Raw genomic sequence first — 26,078 nt, forward strand, 5'->3', positions numbered from 1 at the left:
CTTTCCGACGAGGCGGGTCAAGGGCGGCACGGCGACGCGCGGCAACAGGGTGCGGCGGGGGCCGCTCGGATGCTCCCCAACCGCCCTCAGCTCCCCGATCCCGGCTCGGCGCTGGCGCGCCGTCCGGGAAGACGCCCGAGAGGGGGGTGAGCGAAGCAGCGGCAGGGGGTAAGCGAAGCAGCGGCAGGGTGCGGCGGGGGCACCAGCAGAAGGGCGTGACGCGAAGCGGCGGCGGGTCGCAGCCTCAGGGCCGTTGCGCCCGCCCCGCCCGGTCCTGTAAGGAGAACATGCCGTTGGGGGGGCAAACACCCGGTCGGCACGTCTTGGCTCACACGGGTGCATGTCATGAAATATGTTCTTCACGCAGCCTTGCTGCTGCTCGGCGCGGGCCTTCTCGCCGGCTGCGAAACCGTTTCCAAGGAACAATGCCTTGCCGGCGACTGGAGCGAGATCGGCCGCGCTCACGCCGCCCAGGGCTACCCGTCCTCGCGTTTCGAGGACGTGACCAAGGATTGCGGCCGCCACGGCGTCACCCCCGATCCGCAGGCCTATATGAGCGGCTGGAGCGAAGGCGTGCTGCTCTACTGCACCCCGCTGAACGGCTTCAACCTCGGCCAGCAGAACACCAGCCTGTCGCCGATCTGCCCGCCGAACCTTGCCGGCGAGGCCGAGCGCGCCCACCGGCTCGGCCAGCGGCTGTGGTCCTCGCGCGACCGCCTCACCAGTCTGGAACGGCGCATCGACGAGCGCCAGCGCGAGATCGACCGCCTCAACGCCGACCTTGGCCGGGTCAACTGCAGCGACAAGTCGGGCGACGAGCTGACCACCTGCCGCAACCGCCAGAACGACCTGCGCCAGAAGGTGCAGGACGCCCGCTTCAACATCCAGGAAGCCCGTTTCGAGCTGAACGACCGGCGCCGCGACTATGAAGCGACCAGGTGGCAGGTGGAGGAGGAAGCCCGCCGCACGATCCCCGGCTACCGCTAGGAGGACGCCTGGGGCTCAGCCGGTGCGGGCGCCGCGGCCGGACGACGGCGCCGGAGCGGCCTCGCCCGCCGGAGCGCTGTCGGGACGGCCGGCCGGCGCATGCCCCATTCGGGTCTGCGCCTCGGCCTGCTCCATTCGGGTCTGCTCCCCGGACTGCTCCCCGGCCTGCTCCAGCGCCACGCGGTTGCGCCCCTCGCCCTTGGCCCGGTACAGCGCCTGGTCGGCGCGCTTGAGCATCTTCGGGCCGCTGTCGCCGGTTCCCCGATAGCTGGCGACGCCGATGCTGACGGTCACCAGCATCTCGTCGTCGGACGGCAGATGGAAGGGTTCGGCCTCGATGACCTTGCGCAGCCGCTCGGCGATGCCGGCGGCCTTGTCCAGGTCCGTCTCCGGCATCAGCATGACGAATTCCTCGCCGCCGAACCGGCAGGCGAGATCGAGGCTGCGGGTGTGCGAGCGCAGCCGCCGCGCCACGTCGCGGATCACCCTGTCGCCGGCGTCATGGCCGTGCAGGTCGTTGATCCGCTTGAAATGGTCGATATCGACCAGCATCAGGGCCAAGGGCAGACCGGCCTCCGCCGCCTGGCGCAACTCGCTCGCCAGATGCGTCTCCAGATAGCGCCGGTTGCGCAGGCCCGACAGCGGATCGGTGACCGCCATCGCCAGGGTCTGCTCGACATCCGCCGCCAGCCGGTCCATCGCCCGCTTGCGGCTGACCTGGGTGCGCACCCGGATCAGCAGTTCGGTCTTGTCGATCGGCCGCGCGACATGGTCGTTGACGCCGAGATCGAGCCCCCGCGTCACCCGCGCGGTGTCGTCCGCATCGGCGATCAGCACGATCGGCACCAGCCGCGTGCGCTCCAGCGACCGCAGTTGCGAGACGAGGCGCAGGGCATCGTAGCCGGCCATGCGCAGGTTGATCAGGATCGTGTCGTAGCTGCCATCGGCGGCGCCCAAGAGCGCCTGCGGCGCGGAGGGCTCGACCACCACGTCGTAGTCGCGCGCGAGCGCGGCGGCGAGCCGCTCGGCCGAGGCGGGCCGGTCATCGACGACGAGCACGCAGGCTGGCGCCTCGCCGGCCGGGTCGAAGTCGCTGGCAAGGCCGAAGTGCGATCCGGTCTGGGCGCGCAGGCGCAACTCGTCGCTGAGCCGCTTGAGGCCGATCAGGTTGCGCACCCGTGCCACCAGCGCGACATCGTTGACCGGTTTGGTGAGAAATTCGTCGGCCCCGGCGCGCAGGCCGCGGATCCGGTCCTCGGCCCCGTCCAGCGCGGTGATCAGCACCACCGGGATATGGGCGCTGCGCGGGTCGGTCTTGATCCGCCGGCAGACCTCGAACCCGTCGAGGCCGGGCATCATCACGTCGAGCAGCACGATGTCGCAGGGCCAGCCGGCGAGGATCTCCAGCGCCTGGGCGCCGCTCACGGCGGAGCGGACCTCGAAATACTCGGCGCCGAGCCGGGCTTCCAGAAGCCTCACATTCGCCTTGACGTCGTCGACGACGAGAATGCGCCCGCTCATGCCCGCCCGTTGGCCCCCGTCCGTCGGTCAGTCGCCCAGATAGGAACGAACGGTTTCCAGGAACTTGGCGACCGAGATCGGCTTGGAGATATAAGCCTCGCAGCCGCCCTGGCGGATCCGCTCCTCGTCCCCCTTCATGGCGAAGGCGGTGACGGCGATGACCGGGATCGCCTTGAGGTCGTCGTCTTCCTTGATCCACTTGGTGACTTCGAGGCCGGAGACCTCCGGCAACTGGATGTCCATGAGAATCAGTTGCGGACGATGCTCGCGCGCCAGCTCCAGCGCTTCCATCCCCGTGCGGGTCTGCAGCGTCTGATAGCCATGCGCCTCGAGAAGATCGTGAAACAGCTTCATGTTGAGTTCGTTATCCTCAACAATCAGCACGGTTTTAGCCATAGTATTCGCCTTCGTCCCCGCGCCCGGCCTACCCGCGGCTCACATGCCGGCACGAGACCCGTGCCGGCTTGGCGAGAGCGTGACTGGCGTCGGCCCCTTACCCACGATAGGTACCATATATCGTAGAGGGAATTCGTTTCGGAAAGGCAAACGCGAATGATCGCGCGGCATTCATCCCGGCTGGGACCCGAGGAGGCGGAGGCGGTCGCCACCGACGCGCTCGGCTATCTCGCCTCCGACATGGAGCATCTCGGCCGTTTCCTGGCTCTCGCCGGCATCGGTCCGGCGGAGCTGCGCCAGGCGGCAAACGAGCCCGGCTTCCTGATCGGCGTGCTGGAATTCTACATGGGCCACGAGGCCCTGCTGCTCGCCTTCTGCGAGGCGCGCGGGCTGCGCCCGACCACCATCGCCACCGCCCGCCACGCGCTCGACACGGCCCATGGCGGGGACGGCTTCGGGGACGGATTCGGGGACGGCGGCGCATGAGCGCGCCGACCCCGGTGCTGCCGGCAACGCTCGACCAGATCCGCCGGCTGCACGCGGCACAGCCCGCGCGCCCTGCCCGGCCGCTGGTCATCTGCGATGTCGACGAGGTGGCGCTGCTGTTCCTCGTCCATCTGGAGGAGCATATGGGCCGCTCCGGCCACCGCTTCCTCAGCCACGACTACAAGCTCACCGGCAACATCGCCGATGCCGCCGGCACGCTGCTGGAGGCGGTGGTGGTGCGGGCGCTGATCCAGGCCTTCTTCGACGAATGGGTCGAGCGGCAACAGCCGGTGCCGGGCGCTGCCGACGCTCTGGCCGGCCTTGCCGGCGCCGCCGACGTGGTGTTCCTCACCAACCTGCCCGGCGCCTGGAACCGCGAGGGCCGCATCCGCACCCTCACCAGCCACGGCATGACCTATCCGCTCATCACCAATTCCGGCCCCAAGGGCGGCGCGGTGGCAGCGCTTGCCGCCGGGCGCAGCGCGCCGGTCGTCTTCATCGACGACAGCCCCGCCAATATCCGCTCGGTGCGCGACAGCCATGCGGGCAGCACGCTGGTGCATTTCATCGCCGACAGGCGCTTCTTCGCCGGGGCGGAGGATATCGAGGGAACCGGCCTCAAGACCCATGACTGGGACACGGCGGCAACGTATATTCGCCAGGTGATCGGCGGCTGAGAGCCCACCCCGCCGCCGAAGGACCGGAGCCGCGGGACATGTCGGGCGCAGCGCCTGTTGGGGGAGATCGAGCGGACGGCGCGCAAGCCCCCCGCGCCGGCACCGTGCTGTGCCGCGACTGCCTGACCCGGGCGCCGGCGGCAATGCGCGGCAGCTTTCTGCGCTGCCGCGCCTGCGGCAGTCCGCGCGTGCTCTCCCATCCCGAGCTCGACAGCCTGTCGATCGCCCATATCGACTGCGACGCCTTCTATGCCTCGGTGGAAAAGCGCGACAATCCGGAGCTGACCGACCGGCCGGTGATCGTCGGCGGCGGGACCCGCGGCGTCGTCTCGACCTGCTGCTACATCGCCCGGATCAGCGGCGTGCGCTCGGCCATGCCGATGTTCAAGGCGCGCGAACTGTGCCCCGACGCGGTGGTGATCAAGCCGGACATGGCGAAATATGCCCGCGTCGGCCGCGACATCCGCGAGCGGATGCGGGCGCTGACGCCGCTGGTCGAGCCGCTGTCGATCGACGAGGCGTTTCTCGACCTGACCGGCACCGAGCGGCTGCACCACGCGAGCCCGGCGGAAACGCTCGCCCGCTTCGCCCGCTCCATCGAGGAGGAGGTCGGCGTCACCGTCTCCGTCGGGCTTGCGCCCAACAAGTTCCTCGCCAAGATCGCCTCCGATCTCGACAAGCCGCGCGGCTTCTCGGTGATCGGCGCGGCGGAGGCGAAAAGCTTCCTTGCCGGGCAGCCGATCGGGCTGATCTGGGGCGTCGGCAAGGTGTTCCAGCAGAAGCTCGCCGCCGACGGGCTGACCACCATCGGCCAGTTGCAGATGATGGACCCGGTGGACCTTGCCCGCCGCTACGGCGCAATGGGCCTGCGGCTGGCGAGCCTTGCCCATGGCCGCGACGAGCGGCCGGTCTCGGCGAGCCGCGAGACCAAGAGCGTGTCGAGCGAGACGACCTTCGACACCGACATTTCCGATCTGGGGACGCTGCGCGCCATCCTGCGGCGCCTCGCGGAAGAGGTCTCGGCGCGGCTGAAGGCGGCGGATCTCGCGGGGCGCACCGTAACCTTGAAGCTGAAGACGCCGGACTTCCGCATCCTCACCCGCTCGCGCAGCCTCGCTGATCCGACGCAGCTCGCCGACCGGATCTTCCGCACCGGCGAGGAGCTGCTGAAGGGCGCCGCGGACGGCCGCCGCTTCCGCCTGATCGGCATCGGCCTGTCGGAACTGAGCGACGGCACGCGGGCCGACCCGGACGACCTCGTCGACCCGGCCGCCGGCCAGCGCGCCAGGGCCGAGCGGGCCATCGACGCGCTGCGCTCGAAATTCGGCAGCCAAGCGGTCGAACTCGGCCTCACCAAGGCCGGCGACCCGCGCCGCCAGCGCGACCGCTAACGGCCGCTCTCGTCCGCCGCTTCCTTCTGCCGCAAGGCCTTCAGCCGGGAAATCAGCGTCCGCGCGCCGAGCAGGATATGCGTCGTCAGATGCTCGCGGGCGGCAGCGACATCGCCCTTGCGGCACAGCTCGACCAGCATCCGGTGCTCGCGGCTCATCCGCTCGCGCCCGCCGGTCAGCCGGATCGGCAAGGGAAAATGCCGATAGGCATTGCGATAGAGCTTATGCACCAGCTCCAGCGTGCGTGGCCGGTTCGCCGGCGCATAGAGCGTCGCGTGGAAGCGCCAGTTGAGATCCGACCAGCTCTCGTCGCGCAGGTCGCTCTCCATCTCCGCGACCAGCGCTTCGGCGCGGGCATAGTCCCGCTCGCTGAGGATCGGCATGGCCTGCTCCAGCAGCCAGCCTTCGAGCTGGGCGCGGATCTCGTAGGTCTCCTCCAGATCGTCGACCGAGAGCCCCGAGACCACCGCGCCCTTGTGGGTGACCAGCGTCACCAGCCCTTCCGCCTCAAGCTGATGCAGCGCCTCGCGCACCGGCACGCGGCTGACACCGAGTTCGCTCGCCAGCTTCTCCTGCCGCAACTGCGCGCCCTCCGGCAGGTCCCCGCTGAGGATGCGCTCGCGCAGCCGGTCGACCACCTGGGCGCTCGTCGTCTTGCGGCGCCCGGTCGAGGCTTCGCTCGATGCGGGCCCCGCCAGGGTTCCTGATGCTGCAGTCGATGTCATCGGCAGAACGCGCCTCTGTTGCGGTGTCGGTCGGGCAAGGCATAGCCCGTCGCCCGCCGCGATGATAGCAGCCTTTCGCCCTCGAAAAAATTGAATCCAATCTCTCAGATAATCTGCCATACTATCGCTCTTCGCACCTGGCGAGTCTTGAAAAATTCGGCGATAAACCGCCAAAAAATAGGCCGTATGGCTCTCAAATAACTGGATACAAAATGAGTCAACAGACCGCTCACACACAGGCAAGGCCGGCATGATCGTCGTCTCCAACAACGAGGGGGGGTGCGGCATTCCGACGACGGCGCGGCTCCTGGCCGAGGGCCGCTCCGCGCTCGACGCGCTCGAGGCGGGCCTGCGCCTGGTCGAGGCGGACGAGAGCGTGCGCACCGTCGGCCGCGGCGGCTGGCCCAATCTTCTGGGCACCGTCGAGCTCGATGCCTCGGTCATGGACGGAACGACATTCCGCACCGGCGCGGTGGGCGCCCTCACCGGCTTCCTGCATCCGGTCAGCATCGCCCGTCAGGTGATGGAGCAGTTGCCGCACGAGGTCCTCGTCGGCGACGGCGCGCGCCGCTTTGCCGCCGAGATCGGCGCGGAGGCCGGCGAGCTGCTGATGCCGCACGCGCAAAACGCCTGGAAGCGCTGGTTCGCCACCGAAGTCGGCGAGGCCGACCGCCGGAACTGGCCGAACGTGCCGATGCGCGAACTGTGCAAGCAGGCGATCGACCCGGAGCTTGGCCGCGACACGACGGTGTTTCTCGGACAGGACCGCAACCGCGACATCGCCGCGGCGACCAGCACCTCAGGCTGGGGCTGGAAATATCCCGGACGCCTTGGCGACAGCCCGGTGATCGGCGCCGGCTCCTATGCGGACAGCCGCTTCGGCGCCTGCGCCTGCACCGGCGTTGGCGAGATGACCATCCGCGCCGGCACGTCGCGGGCCGTCGTTCTCTACATGAAGATGGGGTTTTCGGTCGCGGACGCCGTCTACGAGGCGGTCGAGGACATGCGCCGGCTGGTCGGCGGGCTGATCGGCCGCGTCACCATCCACGCCATCGACGCGCAGGGAGGTCACAAGGTCGTCGCGGTCAACGGACTGCCCGAGAACCACTACTGGATCTGGCGCGAGGGCGACGCCGCCCCCCACGCCGAACCGGCGGAACTCATCGCCATCAGCGACGACCCGACACCGAGGCCAACGGCGCATGGCCGCTACGAGGTCATGGACCTGTAGCGCGTGCCGCCAGCGGAAGGGCGCGGGACAGGCCCGCGTCCTTGACCTGAAAATACGACCCAACCGGAGAACATGGAATGGCATCATCTGGCATCAGGCTGGCGATGGCCGCAGTGGCGGGAACGCTGCTGCTCGGCAATGCGGCGCTGGCGAAGGACACGCTCGACATCGTCAAGGAGCGCGGGCGGCTGGTCTGCGGAACCAGCACCGGCATCGCCGGCTTCAGCATGGCCGACGACAAGGGCGAATGGACCGGCCTCGACGTCGACGTCTGCCGGGCGCTGGCGGCGGCGATCTTCGACGATCCGCAGAAGGCGGACTTCGTGCCGCTGTCGAGCAAGGACCGCCTCGTGGCGCTGCAGACCGGCGAGATCGACGTGCTGCCGCGCACCACGACCTGGACGCTCGGCCGCGATGCCGGCATTGGCCTCGATTTCACCGCCGTCAACTACTACGACGGCCAGGGCTTCCAGGTGCGCCGCGATCTCGGCGTGGAGACGATCCGCGAGCTGAACGGCGCCTCGATCTGCACCGTGCAGGGCACCACCAACGAGCTGAACCTTGCCGACTATTTCCGCGTCAACGGCATGACCTATCAGCTCGTCACCTTCCAGAGCATCGACGACACGGTGAAGGCCTATGAAAGCGGGCGCTGCGACGCGCTGACGACGGACATGTCGCAGCTCGTCTCCTACCGCCTGAAGATGGCCGAGCCGGACGCGCATATGCTGCTGCCCGGCGTCATCTCCAAGGAGCCGCTCGGCCCCTATGTCCGCCAGGGCGATGACGTCTGGTTCGACATCGTCCGCTGGACGGTGTTCGCGATGGTCAATGCGGAGGAACTCGGTGTCACCAAGGCCAATGTCGACGCAATCGCCGAGACCAGCGACAATCCGGAGATCCGCCGGCTGCTCGGCCTGGAAGGCGAGTTCGGCAAGAACCTCGGCCTGACCAACGACTGGGTCGCCCGGATCGTCCGCCATGTCGGCAATTACGGCGAGTCCTTCGACCGGAACCTGGGCGCCGGTAGCCCGATGCAGCTCCCGCGCGGCGTCAACGCGCTGTGGTCGCAGGGCGGCATCCAGTTCGCTCCGCCGATCCGCTGATCGACCGCTGACGCAACCGGGTGCGGACGGGTTCTTCCGCCCGCACCCCCCACCTCGAAACGCCGCCTACCGGTCGCAGGCGCTGGCCTGCATCGGCGTCAGTTCGACAAGGTTTCCGCGCAGCTCGAAATCGCCGTAGTCGAGCACCAGGCGGCGGCTGACGCCGTTGTCATAGAGCAGGAAGCTGAGCTGATAGATCGGCGTGCCCTCGCCGCCGTCGCCCTTGCTCTCGTCAAAATAGGAGATCGTCACCGGCCAGTGGGCGCCCGCCCCGATGGCCCCGACGGCGGCCGGATCGTCGCGGCCGACATCGCCTGCGCCCTCCCGGCGCGGGCCGATCACCGCCGTGGTGCCGTAGATCTTCTCGCCGGTCTCCGAGCCGTCGAACAGGTCGGCGACGAAGATCGTCTCGCCGCCGCGCGCCCGCTCCAGCAGGGTCATCAGATGCTCCGTCGGGAACAGCGCCGAGCCGGCCAGCGTCACCGCATGGTCCTTCGGCTTCTTCAGGTCGATGGCGATGGCCTGCGGCGTCCGCTCGGCCCGGCCCCGCGTTTCCTCGCTGAGCTGCTGGTTGATGAAGGTCTTGGAGAGGAACTGGAAGCTCTTGCCGGCCGGCTCCTCGAAGGAACTGGTCTGCAGGTCGGTGACCCGCGTGCCGCCGCTCTCGTCGGCCATCTGGGTGACGAAGCGAAAGGAGATGCTGTAGCCCTCGCAGGCATTGCCGGTGAACTCGTAGACCATGCGCCCGCGCACGGTCGCCATGCCGGCGGCGGCCGCGCTGTCGGTCAGGCCGAGGTCGTAGACGGCGCGGTGCGGCTGCAGCGGCGCTCCCGCGAGCGCGGTCGCAGGCGCTCCGGCCAGCGCCAGCAGGACGCCGAGCCCGGCCAGGGGAAGCGGGCGCGTCCAGTGGGTATGAAACATGAAGCCTGTCTCCTTGGAGCAATCCGAACCCTAGTCTTGCCGATCCGGCGCGCGCCGACCAGACCCATTTATCGCATGCGCGCGGTGGCCGCGCCGATCATCCACCCGTTTCTCCCCTCCCGCCCGGCAGGCGGCTTGATGCCACACGGGATTTGCGCCAATGTCGCCGCCGACAATCCAAAGGAGGACCGCAATGTCGGGTCAGATCGAGGCACGCATCGCCGAACTGGGCGTCACCCTTCCCAAGGCGGCGGCGCCGGCGGCCAACTACGTGCCTTTCGTGCGCACGGGCAACCAGCTCTTCATCTCCGGCCAGATCCCGATGGGTCCGGACGGCATCCAGTTCCAGGGCAAGCTCGGCGCCGGCACCTCGGTCGAGGACGGCCAGGCGGCGGCGCGCCTGTGCGCGATCAACCTGCTGGCCCAGGCCAAGGCCGCGCTCGGCGACCTCGACAAGGTCGTGCGCCTCGTCAAGATCGTCGGCTTCGTCAACTCCGCTCCCGACTTCGGCGACCAGCCGAAGGTGATGAACGGCGCCTCCGACTTCCTCGTCGAGGCGCTTGGCGAGCGCGGCCGCCATGCCCGTTCGGCCGTCGGCGTCGCCGGCCTGCCCTTCGGCGTCGCCGTCGAGGTCGAGGCGATCTTCGAGGTCGAGTAGCGGTGGCGGGACGGGGGACACCACGATGCGTGACATTTCCTGGCTGACCAGCCGTCCCATTGCCCATCGCGGCTATCACGACAAATCGCGCGGCTGTATCGAGAACAGCCAGAGCGCCGTGCAGGCGGCCGTCGACAAGGGCTTTGCCATCGAGGTCGACCTGCAGCAGAGCGCCGACGACGTGCCGATCGTCTTCCACGACGACACGCTCGACCGGCTGACCTTCGAAAGCGGGCCGGTGCGCCAGCGCAGCGCCGCCGAGCTCACCCGCATCGCCTTGCGCGGTACCGACGACCGGCTGTGGACGCTGGACGACCTGCTCGACCAGGTGGGCGGCAAGGCGGGCCTGTGCATCGAGATCAAGTCGCGCTTCGGCCGCCGGCCCGAGCGCGCCTTCATCGCCGCGATCGCCGCCAGCCTTGCCGGCTATTCCGGCCCGGTCGCGGTGAAGTCCTTCGACCCGGAAATGCTCGCCCTGATGCGCGAGGCCGCTCCCGACATTCCGCGCGGCGCGCTCGGCGACGGCGCCCGCGACCTGAAGGACTGGGGCCATGCCAGCCGCGTCGAGCGCTTCGCCCTGCGCCACTTTCTGCACAGCGTCCGCACGCGGCCGAGCTTCGTCTCCTACTGGGTGAAGGACCTCCCGGCGCTCGCCCCGACGGTGCTGCGCAAGGCGTTCGGCCTGCCGCTGATCGCCTGGACGGTGCGCACCCCGGACGATCTTGCCCGCGCCCGCGCCTTCGCCGACCAGATCGTCTTCGAAGGCTTCGACCCGGACGCCGCCGTCTCCTCCTGACGCGGCACCTGACACGCCGCCTTTGCAGCACGCGTGCAGCGCACTAGATTTGACGGGCGAGTTCCCCACCCGGCCCGCAGCGCCTCTTCCCACGCGGGCCGCAAGCGTTGAAGGCCTGCCAAGTGAGCGCATGCGACGACGACACCCGCACGTTCCGCCTGAAGGCGATCGGCGGGCTTTCCGACATTCCGCGCGAAGAGTGGGACGCGCTCGCCAATCCCGGCTGGCGGCTGGAGCCGGGCGGCAAGCTGTCGCCCGCCCCACTTGAATCTGATTCTGCAGGCGCTGACTCAGTTTCTCCGCAAACCGCCTTCAACCCCTTCATTTCGCACGACTTCCTGTCGATCCTGGAGGAAGCCGGCTGCGTCGGCCGGCGCGCCGGGTGGCTGCCGCAGCACCTCGTCCTGGAAGACCCGGAGGGGCGCGCCGTCGCCGCCCTGCCCTGCTATCTGAAGTCCCACTCGATGGGCGAATATGTCTTCGACCACGCCTGGGCCGATGCCTATGAGCGGGCCGGCGGCAGCTACTATCCCAAGCTCCAATGCGCGGTGCCCTTCACCCCGGCGACCGGCCGGCGCTTCCTGACCGGCGCGGACATCGACCGGCCGGCGGCCATCGCCGCGCTGGCACAGGGGCTCCAGGACCTTTGCGCGCTGCGCGAGGCCTCCTCCGCCCACATCACCTTCATGGAAGAGGACGAGTGGGGGGCTGCGGGCGAGCACGGCTATCTGCTGCGCACCGACCAGCAGTTCCACTGGGAGAACCGGGGCTATGCCGATTTCGAGGGGTTCCTGGAAGACCTCGCCTCACGCAAGCGCAAGCAGATCCGCAAGGAACGGCGCGAGGCGCTGGCCGGCGGCATCGAGATCGAGCGGCTGACCGGCAGCGACCTCACGGAGGCGCATTGGGACGCCTTTCATGCCTTCTACGAGGACACCGGCGCGCGCAAATGGGGCCGCCCCTATCTCAACCGCCGCTTCTTCTCGCTGCTCGGCGAGCGGCTGGGCGGACGGGTGCTGCTGGTGATGGCGCGGCGCCAGGGGCGCTACATCGCCGGCGCGCTGAACCTCGTCGGCTCGCACGCCCTGTTCGGGCGCAACTGGGGCTGCACCGAGGAGCACCCGTTCCTGCATTTCGAGGTCTGCTACTATCAGGCGATCGACCATGCGATCGAGCACGGCCTGCCCCGCGTCGAGGCCGGAGCGCAAGGCGCCCACAAGCTGGCGCGCGGCTATCTGCCGAGCCTGACGCGCTCCGCCCATTATATCGCCCATCCCGGATTGCGGGATGCGGTCGCCGACTATCTGGCGCGCGAGCGCCGGGCGGTGGAGCAGGAAGGCGCCTATATCCGCGACGAGCATTCGCCCTTCAGGAAAGCCTGAAGACCCTGGCCCAAGCGATTCTGCCGACTCGTCTTTTCGCCGCCGTTGAATCGAGATGCGAGGCCGGCTCAGGCGGCCTTGGAGCCACCCGCGAGCCGCCGTTGAATCGATTTCTCAGCTTGAATCTGATTCTGAACTTGAACGCCGGCGGCGGCTGTGCTGCCAAGAAGGCACCAAGTTTGCCCGCCAGGGCCCTACCGGAGACCACCATGCCGATCGAAGCTGCCGCCTATGACGACCAGAATGTCTTCGCCAAGATCCTGCGCGGCGAACTGCCCGCGCAGAAGGTGTACGAGGACGACAGGACCCTCGTCATCATGGACATCATGCCGCGCGGCGACGGCCATGTGCTGGTGATTCCGAAGGCGCCCTCGCGCAACATCCTCGACATCGCCGAGGACGATCTCAACGCGGTGATGAAGACCGTGCAGAAGATGGCGCATGCGGTGGTGCGCGCCTTCGACGCCGACGGCACCACCATCCAGCAGTTTTCGGAAAGCGCGGGCGGACAGGTGGTGTTCCACACCCATGTCCATGTCATCCCGCGCTTTGCCGGCGTGGCGCTGCGCCCGCACACGGGCGACATGGCCGACCAGGCGGTGCTGGCGGCCAATGCCGACAAGATCCGCGCCGCCCTCGCCTGAGCGAACGCTGAGGATCAGTTGCCGCCGCTCGCCTGCGCGGCGGCGGCCTCGTGCTCGGCGTCGAGCCGGCCCTCGTCCTCGTGGACGCGCCGGAAGCTCGGCCGGGCGGTGATGCGCTGGGCATAGTCGGTGAAGACCGGCAGGTCCGGCACCAGCTTGAACATCAGCGTCCAGCGCAGCGCCGAGCCCCACTGGATGTCGGCAACGGTGATCTTGTCGCCGAGAATGTAGGGCGCCTTGCCGAGCTGCTCGGCCAGGGTCTCCATCACCTTGTCGTAGGTGCCATAGGGCGACTGCGGGCCGGGATCGTGGCCGAGCGCCTTGTCCACCACCGCCGGCTCGAAACTGGCGGCATAGAACACCATCCAGCGCAGATAGGCGCCGCGGCGCGGATCGCCGATGGCCGGGGTCAGCCCCGCCTGCGGAAAGAGATCGCCGGCATAGAGCGCTATGGCGATGGATTCGGTCACCACCGTGTCGCCATGGGTCAGCGCGGGCACCTTGCCGAGCGGATTGATCGCCAGATAGTCGGGCGACTTCAGCTCGCCGGCGCGCATGTTCAGAACATGCAGGTCGTAGGGCGCGCCGAGCTCGTCGAGCAGCACGCGGGTGGTGCTGGCGCGGCTGCGCGGGGCGTAGTGCAGCGTCAGCTTGTCGGCGGAACGTGTGTCGGACATGCGGTCTCCTTGAGGTCAAACCGGCGGCGCGGTCTCGCGCCGTCGCATCCGTGGATTAGCAGCCCCCTGCTGACAGCCTCGTGTCAGCAGCCCATCCTGTCAGATGGGTTGTCCTCAGCCAAGGCCGAGCAGCAGCCAGCCGCCGATCAGCACGACCTCGCCGACGGCAACGCCCACCACCACCTTCTGCCGGGAAGCGAAGAAGGCGGCAAAGCCGCAGGCGGCGGCCAGGATCCGCAAGGCCATCGGCGTGGTCTGCAGCGCGCCGGCGGGAAACAGGATCAGCTTGGCGATGACGCCGGCGACTAGAGCTGTCGCGACGGCGCGCACGAAGATCATCACCTCGCTGTCCTCGCGCAGCCGGCCGCTGGCCAGCACCCCGAGCCAGCGCCAGATGTCGGTGGCGAGCCAGCCGGCCACCACGATCATCACATAGGGCCACCACCAGGCCTCGGCGCCGGTCATCGCCACCCCCGCCGCGCGATGCGCGTGCCGAGATAGGCGAGCGTGCCGCCGACCAGCCCGGTCCACAACAGGTCGAGGCCGGGCAGCAGCATGTGGAACAGCGGCCCGAGCAGCAGCCCGGCCGCCATCGCCGCCTTGTCGGCGGAAATGCGCGCCGCGCCCCACAGCGAGCACAGGAAATAGACTGGCGTCAGCAGGAACAGCGCTGCCGAGGGCAGCGCCGGCATGCCCTCCACCAGCAGATAGGCGACGCCGGTCATGACGAAGACGAAGAGGGTCAGGCTGGCGCCGAAGCCGAGGAAGAACGGCAGCCGCGCCTCGCGCGGATGGTCCTGCAGATGCCGCATGGCCCAGACCCAGGCGGTGACGGCCACGAAATGCGAGGCGATCAGCAACTGCCAGCGCGGCGTCTTGCCGTCCACCCGCAGGATCGGCATCAAGGCCATGGTCATCGGCATCAGGCGCACCGAGGCGAGCGCCACGGCGATGGCCGCCGGCACCAGGCCCATGCCGGCGGTGATCGCACCGGTCAGCACGACGACGCTTGGCAGCGCCCAGACGAGGCCAGCCATCGCCAGCGTCTCGCCGAGGGTGAAGCCGCTTTCGCGGGCAAGGCCGGCATAGCCGACAAAGGCGGCGGCAAGGATCAGCGCGGGGATGGAAACCGCCGCCCGGACACCGCGCAGAACCCACACGCGAGAGGGCAGCGGATCGCCGCCGTCCGGGTGATGGCCGGGCAAAGGTTCGGGGGGTGCGGACGGGGGCGTCGGCATGAAACGAAACCGCAAGACAGGGCGCCGGCCACAGGGAGGCGGGCCGGCCAGGGGACTTCCTACCTAGCAGGTCGAGGCAAAAATGCAAAACGGCGCCGCAGGGGCGCCGTTCCGCGAGGCCGCGCGCAGGCGCGGCAAGGATCGTCCACGGTCCTCAGTCGGCCAGCGGCACCTTCGGAACGAGGCTCTTCTTGGCCGAGCCGCCCTTCTTCGACGGAGCGGCGACCTCGACCTTCTTCGCCGCCGGCTTGCGCCGCCGCTTCGGGCGGGCGGCCTTGGGCTTTTCCGCCTTCGGCTTGACCGGCGTGTCCTCGACCGTCTCCAGCAGCAGGCCGGCCGCGTCCTCCGACACCGACACCTTGACCGTGCCGCCCTTCTTGAGCTTGCCGAACAGCACCTCGTCGGCCAGCGGCCGCTTGATGTGCTCCTGGATCACCCGGGCGAGCGGGCGGGCGCCCATGCGCTCGTCATAACCCTTGTCGGCCAGCCAGGCGACGGCGTTTTCGGTCAGTTCGAAGGTCACGCCGCGGTCGGCAAGCTGCGCCTCGAGCTGCATGACGAACTTCTCGACGATGCGGTGCACGACCTCCATCGGCAGGCTGCCGAAGGCGATGACCGCGTCGAGACGGTTGCGGAACTCCGGCGTGAACAGGCGGTTGATCGCCTCCTGGTCCTCGCCCTCACGCTTGACCCGGTTGAAGCCGATCGGCGGCTTTGCCATGTCCGAGGCGCCCGCATTGGTCGTCATGATCAGGATGACATTGCGGAAGTCGACCTGCTTGCCGTTGTGATCGGTCAGCCGGCCGTGGTCCATCACCTGCAGCAGGATGTTGAACAGGTCCGGATGCGCCTTCTCGATCTCGTCGAGCAGCAGCACGCAATGCGGATGCTGGTCGACGCCGTCGGTCAGCAAGCCGCCCTGGTCGAAGCCGACATAGCCGGGAGGCGCGCCGATCAGCCGCGAGACGGTGTGGCGCTCCATGTATTCCGACATGTCGAAGCGCAGCAGCTCGACGCCGAGCGAGGAAGCGAGCTGACGGGCGACCTCGGTCTTGCCGACGCCGGTCGGGCCGGAGAACAGGTAGTTGCCGATCGGCTTGTCCGGCTCACGCAGGCCGGCACGGGCCAGCTTGATGGCGCTCGCCAGCGTCTCGATGGCGTCGTTCTGGCCGTAGACCATGCGCTTCAAGGTGGCGTTCAGGTTCGACAGCACCTCCTCGTCGGACTTGGACACCGACTTCGGCGGGATGCGCGCCATCGAGGCGACCGTGGTCTCGATCTCCTTGACGCCGATGGTCTTGCGCCGACGGCCCTCGGGAACCAGCTTCTGCGAGGCGCCGGACTCGTCGATCACGTCGATGGCCTTGTCCGGCAGCTTGCGGTCGTTGATGTAGCGGGCCGACAGCTCCACCGCCGTCTTAATCGCCTCATTGGTGTAGCGGACCTTGTGGAAGGTCTCGAAATAGGGCTTCAGCCCCTTGAGGATCTCCACCGTGTCCGAGATGGTCGGCTCGTTGACGTCGATCTTCTGGAACCGGCGCAGCAGGGCGCGGTCCTTCTCGAAGAACTGGCGATACTCCTTGTAGGTGGTCGAGCCGACGCAGCGGATCGTCCCGGAGGCGAGCGCCGGCTTGAGCAGGTTCGAGGCGTCCATCGCTCCGCCCGAGGTGGCGCCGGCGCCGATCACCGTGTGGATCTCGTCGATGAACATCACCGCGCCGGGATAGTCCTCGATCTCCTTGACGACCTGCTTCAGCCGCTCCTCGAAGTCGCCGCGATAGCGGGTGCCGGCGAGCAGCGCGCCCATGTCGAGCGAGAAGATCGTCGCGTCCAGCAGCACCTCCGGCACGTCGCCGTCGACGATCCGCTTGGCAAGCCCTTCGGCGATGGCGGTCTTGCCGACGCCCGGATCACCGACGAAGAGCGGGTTGTTCTTCGACCGGCGGCACAGGATCTGGATGGTGCGCGAGATCTCGGCATCGCGTCCGATCAGCGGATCGATACGGCCGGACTTGGCCTTTTCGTTGAGGTTGACGCAGTAGGCCTCAAGCGCATCCGTCTTCTGCTTAGGCTTTTCCACGCCTTCCTCCGTCGCCGCTTCCTCGTCGGCGCCGCGAACGGGACGTGCTTCGGACATGCCGGCGCGCTTGGCAATGCCATGGGAGATGTAGTTGACCGCGTCGTAGCGGGTCATGTCCTGTTCCTGCAGGAAATAGGCCGCATGGCTTTCCCGCTCGGCGAAGATGGCGACGAGCACGTTGGCGCCCGTCACCTCCTCCCGGCCCGACGACTGGACATGGATCACGGCGCGCTGGATGACGCGCTGGAATCCGGCCGTCGGCTTGGAATCGTCGTCGCCCTCGATCACCAGGTTCTCGAGTTCGGTATCGATATATTCGACGAGATTGCGTTTCAGCACGTCGAGATCGACATTGCAGGCACGCATCACCGCGGCGGCGTCCTGGTCGTCGATCAACGCGAGGAGCAGGTGCTCCAAGGTCGCGTATTCCTGCTGACGCTCGTTCGCGAACGAGAGCGCCTGGTGCAGGGCCTTTTCAAGGCTTCGGGAGAATGACGGCACGGGCGACCCCTATTTCTTTTCCATCACGCATTGCAGAGGATGCTGGTGTTTGCGGGCAAAGTCCATGACCTGAGTGACCTTGGTCTCCGCCACCTCATAGGTAAAAACACCACACTCCCCGACGCCGTGGTGATGGACGTGCAACATGATGCGCGTAGCTTCCTCGCGGTTCTTCTGGAAGAACCGCTCCACCACGTGCACGACGAATTCCATCGGCGTGTAGTCGTCGTTCAGCAACAGGACACGGTACAGGTTCGGCCGTTTGGCGACAGTCCGCGTCTTGGTAACGACCAGGTTGCCCGTGTCGTCGCCGTTGCCGCGCTGAGGTCCCTTGGTCATTGGCTCTCCATCGCCCTGTCCCGCAATCGGCTGTTTCGCAACCGCCTGTTCCGCAATCGCCTGTCCTGCGGCGGACCTGTCCCTCGGAAAGCCGCAAGGTCTGGCCCGAACGGCCTGACCAGCAACGTCTGGCCCGCAAGGTTCGGCCGGCGAGCGCCTGCAGTCCTGCTGGGAGATGGCCCCTGCGACGACCGCGGCACGGCCGCTGCGCCCCAAGCACGCCACCCCTCGCGACAGCCCGGGCACGCCGCCCCTCGGGACAGCCGTTTCGGCGACCTGCCCGCGCGTCCATCTAATGTATGGCATCCTGCGCCAAGCTCAATGGCGGCGATGTGCATTCGCACGCGCAACACGCCGAATTGTTGGGAGGGAGAGTCGCGACCTGCTGCCGGAAACGGCCGCAGCCGCGACGGAACGGCGCAGGCACGCAAAAACCCGCGGACGGGGTCCGCGGGTCGAAAGCCCGGCGGCACGCCGCCGGGATCGTCTTGGGAGACGAAAGCTTACTTGCCGGCCTTGGAGAAGGCGGCCTCGTAAGGCTTGTAAGCGTCCTTGGCCAGGTCGCTGTACATCTCGCCGATCTTGGTGACTTCGCCGACGAAGCCCTCATAGGCGGTCTTGACGAATTCGCTCTGGGCCTCGAAAGCCTTGTCGAGCGACTTGGCGGCGACCAGCTTCTCCACCGCGGCGGAGCTCTCCTCGAAGGACTTTTTCTGGTAGTCGGCCACTTCCGAGGCGATCGCCTGGAAGCCCTTGGTCATGGCGCCGAAGCTCTGCATGACGACGTCCATGTTGTCCTTGCCGAGCTTCTGGATGTCTTCGAAATTGTTCATGATGGTGTTCCCTGAACGTTTGCCTTGCGGCCTTGCGGCCTCTTGATTGCCCCGGTGCTCCGGTCCGGACCGGGCGTGCCGGTTCCGGCTGCGATGTGCCCGAATGTCCGGGCGTTCAGAGGAAGATCCATCAGGGACTTTCCCGAAGCACGCCACAACGTCGAGCCTTGCAATAACAGTTTGAGATATATGCAATGCACAAATTTTGTCAAGAGTCATTTTGCAGTGCAACATAGCCGGCGCAGGACCTCGGCCTGCCGCAGCGGCAGGCCCGATCCGGTCCTTGCGGGGCAAGTCCCCGCGCCGCCTTGCGTTTTTGCCAGGCGCAGCTCGCCGCTTCCGTTTCCCACGACATTTGCCATAGGGTGGAGACGCTCGGTAACGGCGCATTAACCGCCTTTTGCGACTCTTCGTTACCGTGAAAGCCGACGACAACGCGGCTAAAAATCTCGAAAATCGGTTTCGCTGTACGACTGCGTTTGGACATTCGTAACCGTATTTCGGGCATCATGAGGCAACACGCGGGACATCCGGCCGGGGCTGGCGGGGATCCGGATCGCACCGCAAACGAAACACCTGGACCCGAGTGGGGTGAAATTGTGCTGAGTAAAGGTGTGCGGCGCGTCGGGTGCGCCCTTGCAATCGGATCCCGTGGATTGCTTCTGGCCGCCATGGCCCTGGCGCTGACCGCGATGCTGTCCGCTCCTGCTTTCGCCAATCCGAAATACTCGGGCATCGTCGTCGACGTGAAGTCGGGGCGGACCCTGTACAGCTACAAGGCCGACACGGCCCGCTATCCGGCCTCGCTCACCAAGATCATGACGCTCTACGTCCTGTTCGAGGAGTTGGAGGCCGGCCGCATGTCGCTGCAGACCCCGCTCAAGGTCTCGCAATATGCCGCGAGCCGCCCGCCCTCCAAGCTCGGCCTGAAGCCGGGCAGCACCATCACCGCGAAGGACGCGATCCTGGCGCTGGTGACCAAGTCGGCCAATGACGTTGCCGTGGTCATCGCCGAGAATGTCAGCGGTTCCGTGCCGGCCTTCGCCCAGCGGATGACCCGCACCGCCCGCCAGATCGGCATGAAGAACACCACCTTCCGCAACCCGTCCGGCCTGCCGGACAATGCGCAGAAGACGACGGCCCGTGAGATGGCCCTGCTCGGCCGCGCGATCCAGGAGCGTTTCCCGAAGTATTACAAATACTTCAACACCCGGGTCTATACCTATAAGGGCCAGCGCTACGGTAACCACAACCGCCTGCTCGGCCGGGTCAAGGGCGTCGACGGCATCAAGACCGGCTTCATCCGCGCCTCCGGCTTCAACCTGGTCACCAACGTCAACACCGATGGCCGCCACATCGTCGCCGTGGTGATGGGTGGGCGCACCGGCGCCTCGCGCAATGCGCAGATGGAAAAGCTGATCGCCCAGTACCTGCCCAAGGCGACCCGCGGCAACCGCACCGCGCCGATGCTGGTCGCCAGCGCTCCGGCGGCCAGCGCCCCGGCACCTCGCGGCCAGGCTGCCGCCACGCCGAAGGTCACGCCCAAGCCGCTCGCCTTCGCCGAATTGCGCAACGTGCCCGTGCCCGGCCTGAAGCCGCAGGAACAGGTGATGCAGGTGGCGGCGCTCAGCCAGGCCACCCGCGCCGTACCGGTGGCGGCGCCCGCCGCCCGCGTCGCCCCTGCAGTAGCTCCCGCGGCTGCGCCTGCCGTTCCGGCTGCCCGCGCCTCCGACGCCAGCGCCGACATCGTCACCGGCTCGATCGCGCCGGTGCCGCAGAAGCCCGACCTCAAGGCGATCCTGCACCGCAAGGCGATGGAAGTGGCCGCCGCCGACATGGTTCCGCAGGGCTCGGCTCCGCAAGTCGTCGCATCGCAACCGGCGGTTCCCGCGCCGACACCGGCCGTGCGCACGGTGCGCACGCAGACCATCCGCGTTGCCGCGCTCGGCGACGAGGTGGTCGCCACCGCCCTGCCCGACCCGGCGCCGGCAGCCGTGACCGCCGATCTGCCCGACGCGCCGGCCAATTCCTCGGTGACCGTCGCCGCCAACAACGCCGCCGACCCGGCGCCGGGCTGGCAGGTGCAGATCGCCGCCGCCGAAAGCGAGGATGCCGCCGTCGCCATGCTGAAGCGGGCGCAGGGCGCGCTCGGGCCGAAGCTGCGCGGCTACGACCCCTATACCGAGCCGGTCGATTCCGGCGGCTCCACCCTCTATCGCGCCCGCTTCGTCGGGTTCGAGACCAAGACCGCGGCCTGGAACGCCTGCCGCGACCTGAAGCAGAAGCGGTTCAACTGCTACGCCGTGTATCAGTAGTGGGACGGACCGTCTGAAACCCAGATCAACTTGTTACGCGTACTGGTGAGTTCAATGACGATCGAGAAGCAGGGCCTTCGCCTCGTTGAGTTTGGCAGCGAGAAATCCGCTCCCCCCCTGATCGGGATGGACGCGCTTCATCAATCTGCGGTGCGCCGCCCGGATTTCCGCCTCGCCGGCGCCGGGCGCAAGCCCCAGAATCTCGTAGGCCTCCTGCTCGGTCATGGCGCCCGTGCCCGGCGGGCTTCCATGCCCCGCTGCGGCATCCGCCTCGAAGTCTACACGCCAGCCGGGCTCCCGGCGGTCGAGATAAGCCTCAAATAAGGCGCGGCTGTCCGCGTCGCCGGACAGCTCCCGATACAACGTCGCAAGCTCCCCGCGCGACAGGCTGTCGAGGCTGCGCCCCTCGAAGTGGCCGACCAGAACCTCGCCCGCCATGGCCCCGCTATCGTGGTCGAGGCGCATCTCCAGGAACGCGGAGCGCACCGTCGAGGTCGCTCCGCTTTCCCCATTCTGCCCCTCGCCCGCCGGCTTGAAGCCATGGGCCTGCCGCAGCCCGAGCAGCGTCAGCCCTAATCCGCCGGCCAGCAGCGCCAGGTCGATCCGCCGCGCCACCAGCAGCACCGCCGCCAGCGCCAGAAGGGCGACGCCACCGGCCGTCTTGAGCTGGCGGGCAAGATCGCCCGGATTGGCCCGTGTCATGTAGTGCGCGAGCGCCAGCAGCAGGGCAAGCGTCCCCACGCCGAGCAGCAGAAATCCCATACCAGTCCCCGTCTTCGCAAATCGTGCAATCATCGGCACTGTAAAGAGCCGGTCGTACCCCTCCGAGGCGGCAAACGAGCGCCCCACCGCCTCATACTCGTCGGTTCACCCCATATGCCGCAGCAGCCGCTTCGCGCCGCCGTCGCCGCCGCGCGTCAGCCGCTCCAGTCCCTCGCGCCCCGCCGCCGCATAGACCGCCGCCGCCTTCAGCAACTCGGCGAGTTCCCGTGCCGACGAGCCGTCGAGGCGGAAATGCGCGCCGCGCGTCAGCCTTGCGATCTCGCGAAAGGCGGTCTGCGCATGGGCGTCCGCCCCGTCCTGGAAGATGAAGGCCGGCACGCCGAGCAGGCCGAGTTCCCCCGCCCTGGCACAGAGCGCGTCGACATCCTCCTCGACGCAGTCGCCGATATAGACCAGCGCCTGCACCTTGCGCCGGCGGGTCTCGTCGATGGCATGGCGCAGCACCTTGCGGATCTGGGTCTGGCCGCCGCGACAGTCGATCCGCGTCATCAACCCGGCGAGCGTCTCGCCGTCGTCGACCCATCTGGAGGCGGCGCATTCGCCGAAGCCCCGGAAATAGACGAGCTGCATGGCAAGCCGTCCGACCTTGCCGGCGGCGGTGAACATCTCCGCCTGGATGGCGCAGGCCCGGTCCCAGGTCGGCTGGCGGCTCATCGTCGCGTCCAGCGCGATCACCAGCCGCCCCGCGGTGGCGACGTTGCGGGTCGCCTGCGCCGCGCCGAGGAAGGCGGAAATCGCGCTCTTGGCGGAGGTCGCCGGGGCCTTGCCCTCACTCGTTCCGGCCGGGCTGCGGCTGCGTGTCGCCTCGATCCTGCGGTCCTCGTCCACCAGTGCTCCTTACGGTTCCGCCATGCATTTCAGTCAGTCGCAATTGATATGGCGCCCATTGCGGAAAAATCCAAACGCCAACCGCAAAAGGCGCTAAACACCGTATCCGGCGCCGGCACGGGAGCGGCGTCGAAGGCTGGAGGATACCGCAAGACATGACCAGGCCGAAGGTTCACGAGACCGTTGCCGACCTGCGCCAGGGCATCGCCTCGGCGCGCGCCGCCGGACGCCGCATCGCCTTGGTGCCGACCATGGGCGCCCTGCACGAGGGCCACCTGTCGCTGGTGCGCGCCGCCCGCGCGCGGGCCGAACACGTGGTCGTCTCGATCTTCGTCAATCCCACCCAGTTCGCCCCGACGGAGGATTTCGACGCCTATCCCCGCGACAATGAGGCCGACATCCGCATGCTCGCGGATCTTTCGGTGGAAGGCGTGTTCCTGCCCTCCGTGGCAGAGATGTACCCGCAAGGCTTTGCCACTGGTGTCACTGTCGGCGGTCCTTCGCAGGGGCTGGAAAGCGTCACCCGCCCGCACTTCTTCAACGGCGTTGCCATCGTCGTCACCAAGCTGCTGCTCGCCGCCCTCCCCGATGTCGCGGTGTTCGGCGAGAAGGACTACCAGCAGCTCGCCGTGGTGCGCCGCTTCGTCACCGATCTCGGCATTCCGACCGAGATTCTCGGCGCGCCGACCGTGCGCGAGGCGGACGGGCTCGCCATGTCCTCGCGCAACCGCTATCTCGACGCCGGCGCCCGCCGGACGGCCGCGCTGATCCCGCAGGTCTTGACGCAGGCGATCGCGCGCATCGAGGCCGGCGAGCCGGCGGCACCGGTGCTCGCCGAGGGCACGGCGCAGCTCGCCAAAAGCGGCTTTGCCGTCGACTATCTGGACCTGCGCGACGCCGCGACGCTGGCCCCCGTCGGGCCGCAGAGCGACAGCGCCCGCCTGCTGGTCGCCGCAAGGCTCGGCTCGACGCGGCTGATCGACAACATGGCGGTCGCCCGCCCGGCCTCGGGCTGGGCCTGAGCGGACTGCGAGTTTCGCAAGAAAACCAATCAGATCAGGCAGAGCTCGGCGAGTTCCCGGCGCATCGCCTCGGGAATGTCGCCGCCGCCGGACAACCGGCGGATATCGGCCGGTGCGTCCTCGTCGGTGAGATAGCGCCAGCCCTGGAACGGCCGGCGCGGCTGCGGCCGCGTCGGATGCAGCACCGGCTCCAGCACCAGATGGCAGCGCTTGACCCCGGACGTGTCGGTGAAGGGGCGGATGTCGAGGAGGTGTTGGCGCGCCTGGATCGTGCCCTTGATCACCCAGTAGAGCGAGCCGCCGCCCAGCAGCTCGTCGCGCCGGGTCGGGATCATCCGCGTGGTGTGATACTGCTCGACCGGCTCGCCGCGCGTCCGCTTCTCCTCCAGGCGGAAATCGATCCAGGCCTGGAGATCCTCGATGGCGTCGACGCCGACGCAGAGCTTGAGCAGATGAAGCGACATGATCCCCTGTTATAGGGCTCAGCACGCGCCGGCAAACCCGCAAGGCGCCGGCCTTGCCCGCTATGCACAGGCGATGCGCCGGTCCGATCAGGGCGCTTGGTGTCAGTCCTCGTCGGCCAGCGCCACCACCGGCGCGCCCTGGTCGACCTGCGCGCCTTCGGTGACGAAGACCGCCTCGACCGTACCGTCGCGCGGCGCGGTGATGGCGTGTTCCATCTTCATCGCCTCGACCACCGCCAGCCGGTCGCCCTTTTCCACCCGGTCGCCGGGCGCGACATCGACGGCAATGACCTTGCCATGCATCGGCGCCTTGACGGCGGACGCGGCTTCCGCGTCCTCCGCCACCCGGGCGAGATGGTCGACCAAGGTCACCAGCACGGCGCGCCCGCCCTCCACCGCGTAAATGCCCCGGTCGCTGCGCACCACCCGGCCGGCTCCCGTCCGGGGGGCGTCATGGCTGGGGCCCGAAACGCTCGCCTCGCCGCCCCACCAGGAGATCGTCACCTCGCGCAGCTCGCCGTCGACCTCGACGCCGACGCCGATGCGCCGGATGCCGGCCAGTTCGAACCCGCTGGTCGCCGCGAAAGGATCCTGCCAGCCGGCGGTGTCGGCCGGCGCGTCCGACGCCGTCTCAGGCAGCACCAGGGCCGCCACCGCCGCCTCGATCGTCGCCTCGCCAACCCGCCCGGTCGTCAGCCGGGCAAGGTCGCGGTCGATCAGCCCGGTATCGAAGCCGCCTCGGCGCACATCCTCATGGGCGACCAGCGCCGCCAGGAAGGCGAGATTGTTCTTCGGACCGGCGATCAGCGAACGGTCGAACTGTGCGGCAAGCCGGGCGAGCGCCGTCTGCCGGTCGGGGCCGTAGGCGATCAGCTTGGCGATCATCGGATCGTAGAAGGCGGAGATTTCCGCCCCGGTCTCGACGCCGGTGTCGATGCGAACGCCTTCGCTTTCAGGCAGTTCCAGCAGATCGAGCCGCCCGGTGGAGGGCAGAAATCCTGTATCCGGATCCTCCGCATAGAGCCGCACCTCGACCGCGTGGCCGCTGATGGTGATCTCCTCCTGCGACAGCGGCAGGCCCTCGCCGGAGGCGATGCGGAATTGCCACTCGACCAGGTCCTGGCCGGTGATCATCTCCGTCACCGGATGCTCGACCTGCAGCCGGGTGTTCATTTCCATGAACCAGAACCCGTCGGGGCGCAGTGTCCCCGAGCCGTCGGCGATGAACTCGATGGTGCCGGCGCCCGCATAGTTGACGGCCTTGGCCGCCGCGACCGCGGCCGCGCCCATCGCCGCGCGGGTCTCCTGCGTCATGCCGGGAGCCGGCGCCTCCTCCAGCACCTTCTGGTGGCGGCGCTGCGCCGAGCAGTCGCGCTCGAACAGGTGCACAGCATTGCCCTTGCCGTCGCCGAACACCTGGATCTCGATATGACGCGGGTTGAGGACAAATTTCTCGATCAGCACGCGGGCATCGCCAAAGGCGGACTTCGCCTCGCGCTGCGCCGAGGCGAGCGCGGCCTCGAACTCGATCGCCTTGTCCACGCGGCGCATGCCCTTGCCGCCGCCTCCGGCAACCGCCTTGATCAAGACCGGATAGCCGATCTCATAGGCCTTCTGCTTGAGGAACTCGGCCTCCTGCCGCTCGCCGTGATAGCCCGGCACCACCGGCACGCCGGCCTTCTCCATCAAGGCCTTGGCCCCGTCCTTCAGTCCCATGGCGCGGATCGCCGCCGCCGACGGACCGACGAAAACGATGCCGGCGGCCTTGCAAGCCTCGGCAAAAGCGGCGTTTTCCGACAGAAAGCCGTAGCCGGGATGGATCGAGGCCGCCCCGGTCGCCTTGGCCGCCTCCAGGATGCGCGCTACCACCAGATAGCTCTCCGAGCTCGGCGAGGGACCGATGGCGACCGCCTCGTCCGCCATGCGCACATGCAGCGCGTCGCGGTCGGCCTCGGAATAGACGGCGATGGTGCGCAGGCCGAGACGGCGCGCGGTCTTGATGATGCGGCAGGCAATTTCCCCGCGATTGGCAATCAGCACCGAGTCCAGCATGGGGTGGGTCCTCGTTGAAAGGGCA

26 protein-coding genes are annotated in these 26,078 nt (G+C 68.2%); 12 read left to right on the forward strand and 14 right to left on the reverse strand.

Features of this window, described 5'->3' with window-relative positions; translation table 11 throughout:
* Positions 1–345 precede the first annotated feature (345 nt).
* The gene (locus tag TSB10GB4_RS07935) at positions 346–987 is read left to right on the forward strand and encodes a DUF2799 domain-containing protein (protein ID WP_186389060.1); all 642 of its coding nucleotides are present in this window, start codon (positions 346–348) and stop codon (positions 985–987) included.
* A gap of 15 nt (positions 988–1,002) precedes the next feature.
* Here TSB10GB4_RS07935 and TSB10GB4_RS07940 read toward each other — a convergent pair whose 3' ends face one another.
* Both TSB10GB4_RS07940 and TSB10GB4_RS07945 read right to left on the reverse strand, forming a co-directional pair.
* The gene (locus TSB10GB4_RS07940; protein ID WP_186395287.1) at positions 1,003–2,508 is read right to left on the reverse strand and encodes a PleD family two-component system response regulator; all 1,506 of its coding nucleotides are present in this window, start codon (positions 2,506–2,508) and stop codon (positions 1,003–1,005) included.
* Positions 2,509–2,535: 27 nt separating this feature from the next.
* Positions 2,536–2,904, reverse strand: coding sequence for a response regulator (locus TSB10GB4_RS07945; RefSeq protein ID WP_186389062.1), 369 nt, complete (start codon positions 2,902–2,904; stop codon positions 2,536–2,538).
* Between the two features lie 156 nt (positions 2,905–3,060).
* On the opposite strand from TSB10GB4_RS07945, the gene TSB10GB4_RS07950 reads away from it, so the two are divergent.
* The 3 genes from TSB10GB4_RS07950 to TSB10GB4_RS07960 are packed head-to-tail and all read left to right on the forward strand — an operon-like array spanning position 3,061 to position 5,458.
* Positions 3,061–3,390, forward strand: a complete 330-nt coding sequence (locus TSB10GB4_RS07950; RefSeq protein ID WP_186395288.1) for a DUF3572 domain-containing protein — start codon at positions 3,061–3,063, stop codon at positions 3,388–3,390.
* Positions 3,387–4,067: a hypothetical protein gene (locus TSB10GB4_RS07955; protein ID WP_186395289.1), complete on the forward strand. Its 681-nt coding sequence runs from the start codon at positions 3,387–3,389 to the stop codon at positions 4,065–4,067. Before TSB10GB4_RS07950 ends, TSB10GB4_RS07955 begins: the two co-directional genes overlap by 4 nt.
* 38 nt (positions 4,068–4,105) lie before the next feature.
* The gene (locus tag TSB10GB4_RS07960) at positions 4,106–5,458 is read left to right on the forward strand and encodes a DNA polymerase IV (protein WP_186395290.1); all 1,353 of its coding nucleotides are present in this window, start codon (positions 4,106–4,108) and stop codon (positions 5,456–5,458) included.
* Here TSB10GB4_RS07960 and TSB10GB4_RS07965 read toward each other — a convergent pair.
* Positions 5,455–6,183 (reverse strand): GntR family transcriptional regulator, encoded by a 729-nt coding sequence (locus TSB10GB4_RS07965; RefSeq protein ID WP_186395291.1) that lies wholly within the window; start codon positions 6,181–6,183, stop codon positions 5,455–5,457. The genes TSB10GB4_RS07960 and TSB10GB4_RS07965 overlap by 4 nt on opposite strands.
* Positions 6,184–6,433: 250 nt before the next feature.
* On the opposite strand from TSB10GB4_RS07965, the gene TSB10GB4_RS07970 reads away from it, so the two are divergent.
* Both TSB10GB4_RS07970 and TSB10GB4_RS07975 read left to right on the forward strand, forming a co-directional pair.
* Positions 6,434–7,414, forward strand: coding sequence for a N(4)-(beta-N-acetylglucosaminyl)-L-asparaginase (locus tag TSB10GB4_RS07970; RefSeq protein ID WP_186395292.1), 981 nt, complete (start codon positions 6,434–6,436; stop codon positions 7,412–7,414).
* A gap of 77 nt (positions 7,415–7,491) precedes the next feature.
* Positions 7,492–8,520 (forward strand): amino acid ABC transporter substrate-binding protein, encoded by a 1,029-nt coding sequence (locus TSB10GB4_RS07975; RefSeq protein ID WP_186395293.1) that lies wholly within the window; start codon positions 7,492–7,494, stop codon positions 8,518–8,520.
* Between the two features lie 66 nt (positions 8,521–8,586).
* Here TSB10GB4_RS07975 and TSB10GB4_RS07980 read toward each other — a convergent pair whose 3' ends face one another.
* Positions 8,587–9,441: a cell envelope integrity EipB family protein gene (locus TSB10GB4_RS07980; RefSeq protein ID WP_186395294.1), complete on the reverse strand. Its 855-nt coding sequence runs from the start codon at positions 9,439–9,441 to the stop codon at positions 8,587–8,589.
* A 193-nt stretch (positions 9,442–9,634) separates the two neighbouring features.
* Between TSB10GB4_RS07980 and TSB10GB4_RS07985 the strand changes: the two genes are divergently transcribed.
* From TSB10GB4_RS07985 to TSB10GB4_RS08000, 4 genes are all read left to right on the forward strand, one after another.
* On the forward strand, positions 9,635–10,099 hold the full coding sequence (locus TSB10GB4_RS07985) for a RidA family protein (protein WP_186395295.1): 465 nt from the start codon (positions 9,635–9,637) through the stop codon (positions 10,097–10,099).
* 25 nt (positions 10,100–10,124) lie between these two features.
* Positions 10,125–10,895 carry a glycerophosphodiester phosphodiesterase family protein gene (locus tag TSB10GB4_RS07990; protein ID WP_186395296.1) on the forward strand — a complete coding sequence of 257 codons (771 nt, stop codon included), beginning with the start codon at positions 10,125–10,127 and terminating at the stop codon, positions 10,893–10,895.
* A gap of 122 nt (positions 10,896–11,017) precedes the next feature.
* Positions 11,018–12,277: a GNAT family N-acetyltransferase gene (locus TSB10GB4_RS07995; protein WP_186395297.1), complete on the forward strand. Its 1,260-nt coding sequence runs from the start codon at positions 11,018–11,020 to the stop codon at positions 12,275–12,277.
* Between the two features lie 215 nt (positions 12,278–12,492).
* Entirely contained in the window at positions 12,493–12,921 is a 429-nt protein-coding gene (locus tag TSB10GB4_RS08000; protein ID WP_186395339.1) for an HIT family protein, read from the forward strand.
* A 14-nt stretch (positions 12,922–12,935) separates the two neighbouring features.
* Here TSB10GB4_RS08000 and TSB10GB4_RS08005 read toward each other — a convergent pair whose 3' ends face one another.
* The 6 genes from TSB10GB4_RS08005 to TSB10GB4_RS08030 all read right to left on the reverse strand — a co-directional run bounded on the left by TSB10GB4_RS08005 (position 12,936) and on the right by TSB10GB4_RS08030 (position 18,589).
* Positions 12,936–13,598, reverse strand: coding sequence for a glutathione S-transferase family protein (locus tag TSB10GB4_RS08005; protein ID WP_186395298.1), 663 nt, complete (start codon positions 13,596–13,598; stop codon positions 12,936–12,938).
* Between the two features lie 114 nt (positions 13,599–13,712).
* A complete protein-coding gene (locus TSB10GB4_RS08010; protein ID WP_186389074.1) occupies positions 13,713–14,063 on the reverse strand; it encodes an AzlD domain-containing protein in 351 nt (116 codons plus the stop codon).
* Positions 14,060–14,836 (reverse strand): AzlC family ABC transporter permease, encoded by a 777-nt coding sequence (locus TSB10GB4_RS08015; protein ID WP_186395299.1) that lies wholly within the window; start codon positions 14,834–14,836, stop codon positions 14,060–14,062. The genes TSB10GB4_RS08010 and TSB10GB4_RS08015 overlap by 4 nt, the downstream gene beginning before the upstream one ends.
* Before the next feature lie 154 nt (positions 14,837–14,990).
* Complete coding sequence (clpA, locus tag TSB10GB4_RS08020) at positions 14,991–17,417, reverse strand: ATP-dependent Clp protease ATP-binding subunit ClpA (RefSeq protein ID WP_186395300.1); 2,427 nt, start codon at positions 17,415–17,417, stop codon at positions 14,991–14,993.
* Positions 17,418–17,426: 9 nt separating this feature from the next.
* Positions 17,427–17,756 (reverse strand): ATP-dependent Clp protease adapter ClpS, encoded by a 330-nt coding sequence (clpS, locus tag TSB10GB4_RS08025; RefSeq protein WP_186395301.1) that lies wholly within the window; start codon positions 17,754–17,756, stop codon positions 17,427–17,429.
* A 503-nt stretch (positions 17,757–18,259) separates the two neighbouring features.
* On the reverse strand, positions 18,260–18,589 hold the full coding sequence (locus TSB10GB4_RS08030) for a phasin family protein (RefSeq protein WP_208984572.1): 330 nt from the start codon (positions 18,587–18,589) through the stop codon (positions 18,260–18,262).
* 656 nt (positions 18,590–19,245) lie between these two features.
* Between TSB10GB4_RS08030 and TSB10GB4_RS08035 the strand changes: the two genes are divergently transcribed.
* A complete protein-coding gene (locus tag TSB10GB4_RS08035; protein WP_208984574.1) occupies positions 19,246–20,904 on the forward strand; it encodes a serine hydrolase in 1,659 nt (552 codons plus the stop codon).
* A gap of 51 nt (positions 20,905–20,955) precedes the next feature.
* On the opposite strand, the gene TSB10GB4_RS08040 is transcribed toward TSB10GB4_RS08035, so the two are convergent.
* Together TSB10GB4_RS08040 and TSB10GB4_RS08045 are read right to left on the reverse strand one after the other, a co-directional pair.
* Positions 20,956–21,666 (reverse strand): DnaJ domain-containing protein, encoded by a 711-nt coding sequence (locus tag TSB10GB4_RS08040; protein ID WP_186395302.1) that lies wholly within the window; start codon positions 21,664–21,666, stop codon positions 20,956–20,958.
* 105 nt (positions 21,667–21,771) lie between these two features.
* Complete coding sequence (locus TSB10GB4_RS08045; RefSeq protein ID WP_371328874.1) at positions 21,772–22,515, reverse strand: VWA domain-containing protein; 744 nt, start codon at positions 22,513–22,515, stop codon at positions 21,772–21,774.
* A gap of 155 nt (positions 22,516–22,670) precedes the next feature.
* Between TSB10GB4_RS08045 and panC the strand changes: the two genes are divergently transcribed.
* Entirely contained in the window at positions 22,671–23,537 is an 867-nt protein-coding gene (panC, locus tag TSB10GB4_RS08050; RefSeq protein WP_186395303.1) for a pantoate--beta-alanine ligase, read from the forward strand.
* 29 nt (positions 23,538–23,566) lie between these two features.
* Here the strand turns inward: panC and TSB10GB4_RS08055 are convergent, their stop codons facing one another.
* Entirely contained in the window at positions 23,567–24,001 is a 435-nt protein-coding gene (locus tag TSB10GB4_RS08055) for a DUF1489 family protein (protein ID WP_186395304.1), read from the reverse strand.
* A 102-nt stretch (positions 24,002–24,103) separates the two neighbouring features.
* Entirely contained in the window at positions 24,104–26,053 is a 1,950-nt protein-coding gene (locus tag TSB10GB4_RS08060) for an acetyl-CoA carboxylase biotin carboxylase subunit (RefSeq protein WP_186395305.1), read from the reverse strand.
* Positions 26,054–26,078: the final 25 nt, after the last annotated feature.

It is taken from the genome of Stappia sp. TSB10GB4 (assembly GCF_900185745.1).
Taxonomy (GTDB): domain Bacteria; phylum Pseudomonadota; class Alphaproteobacteria; order Rhizobiales; family Stappiaceae; genus Stappia.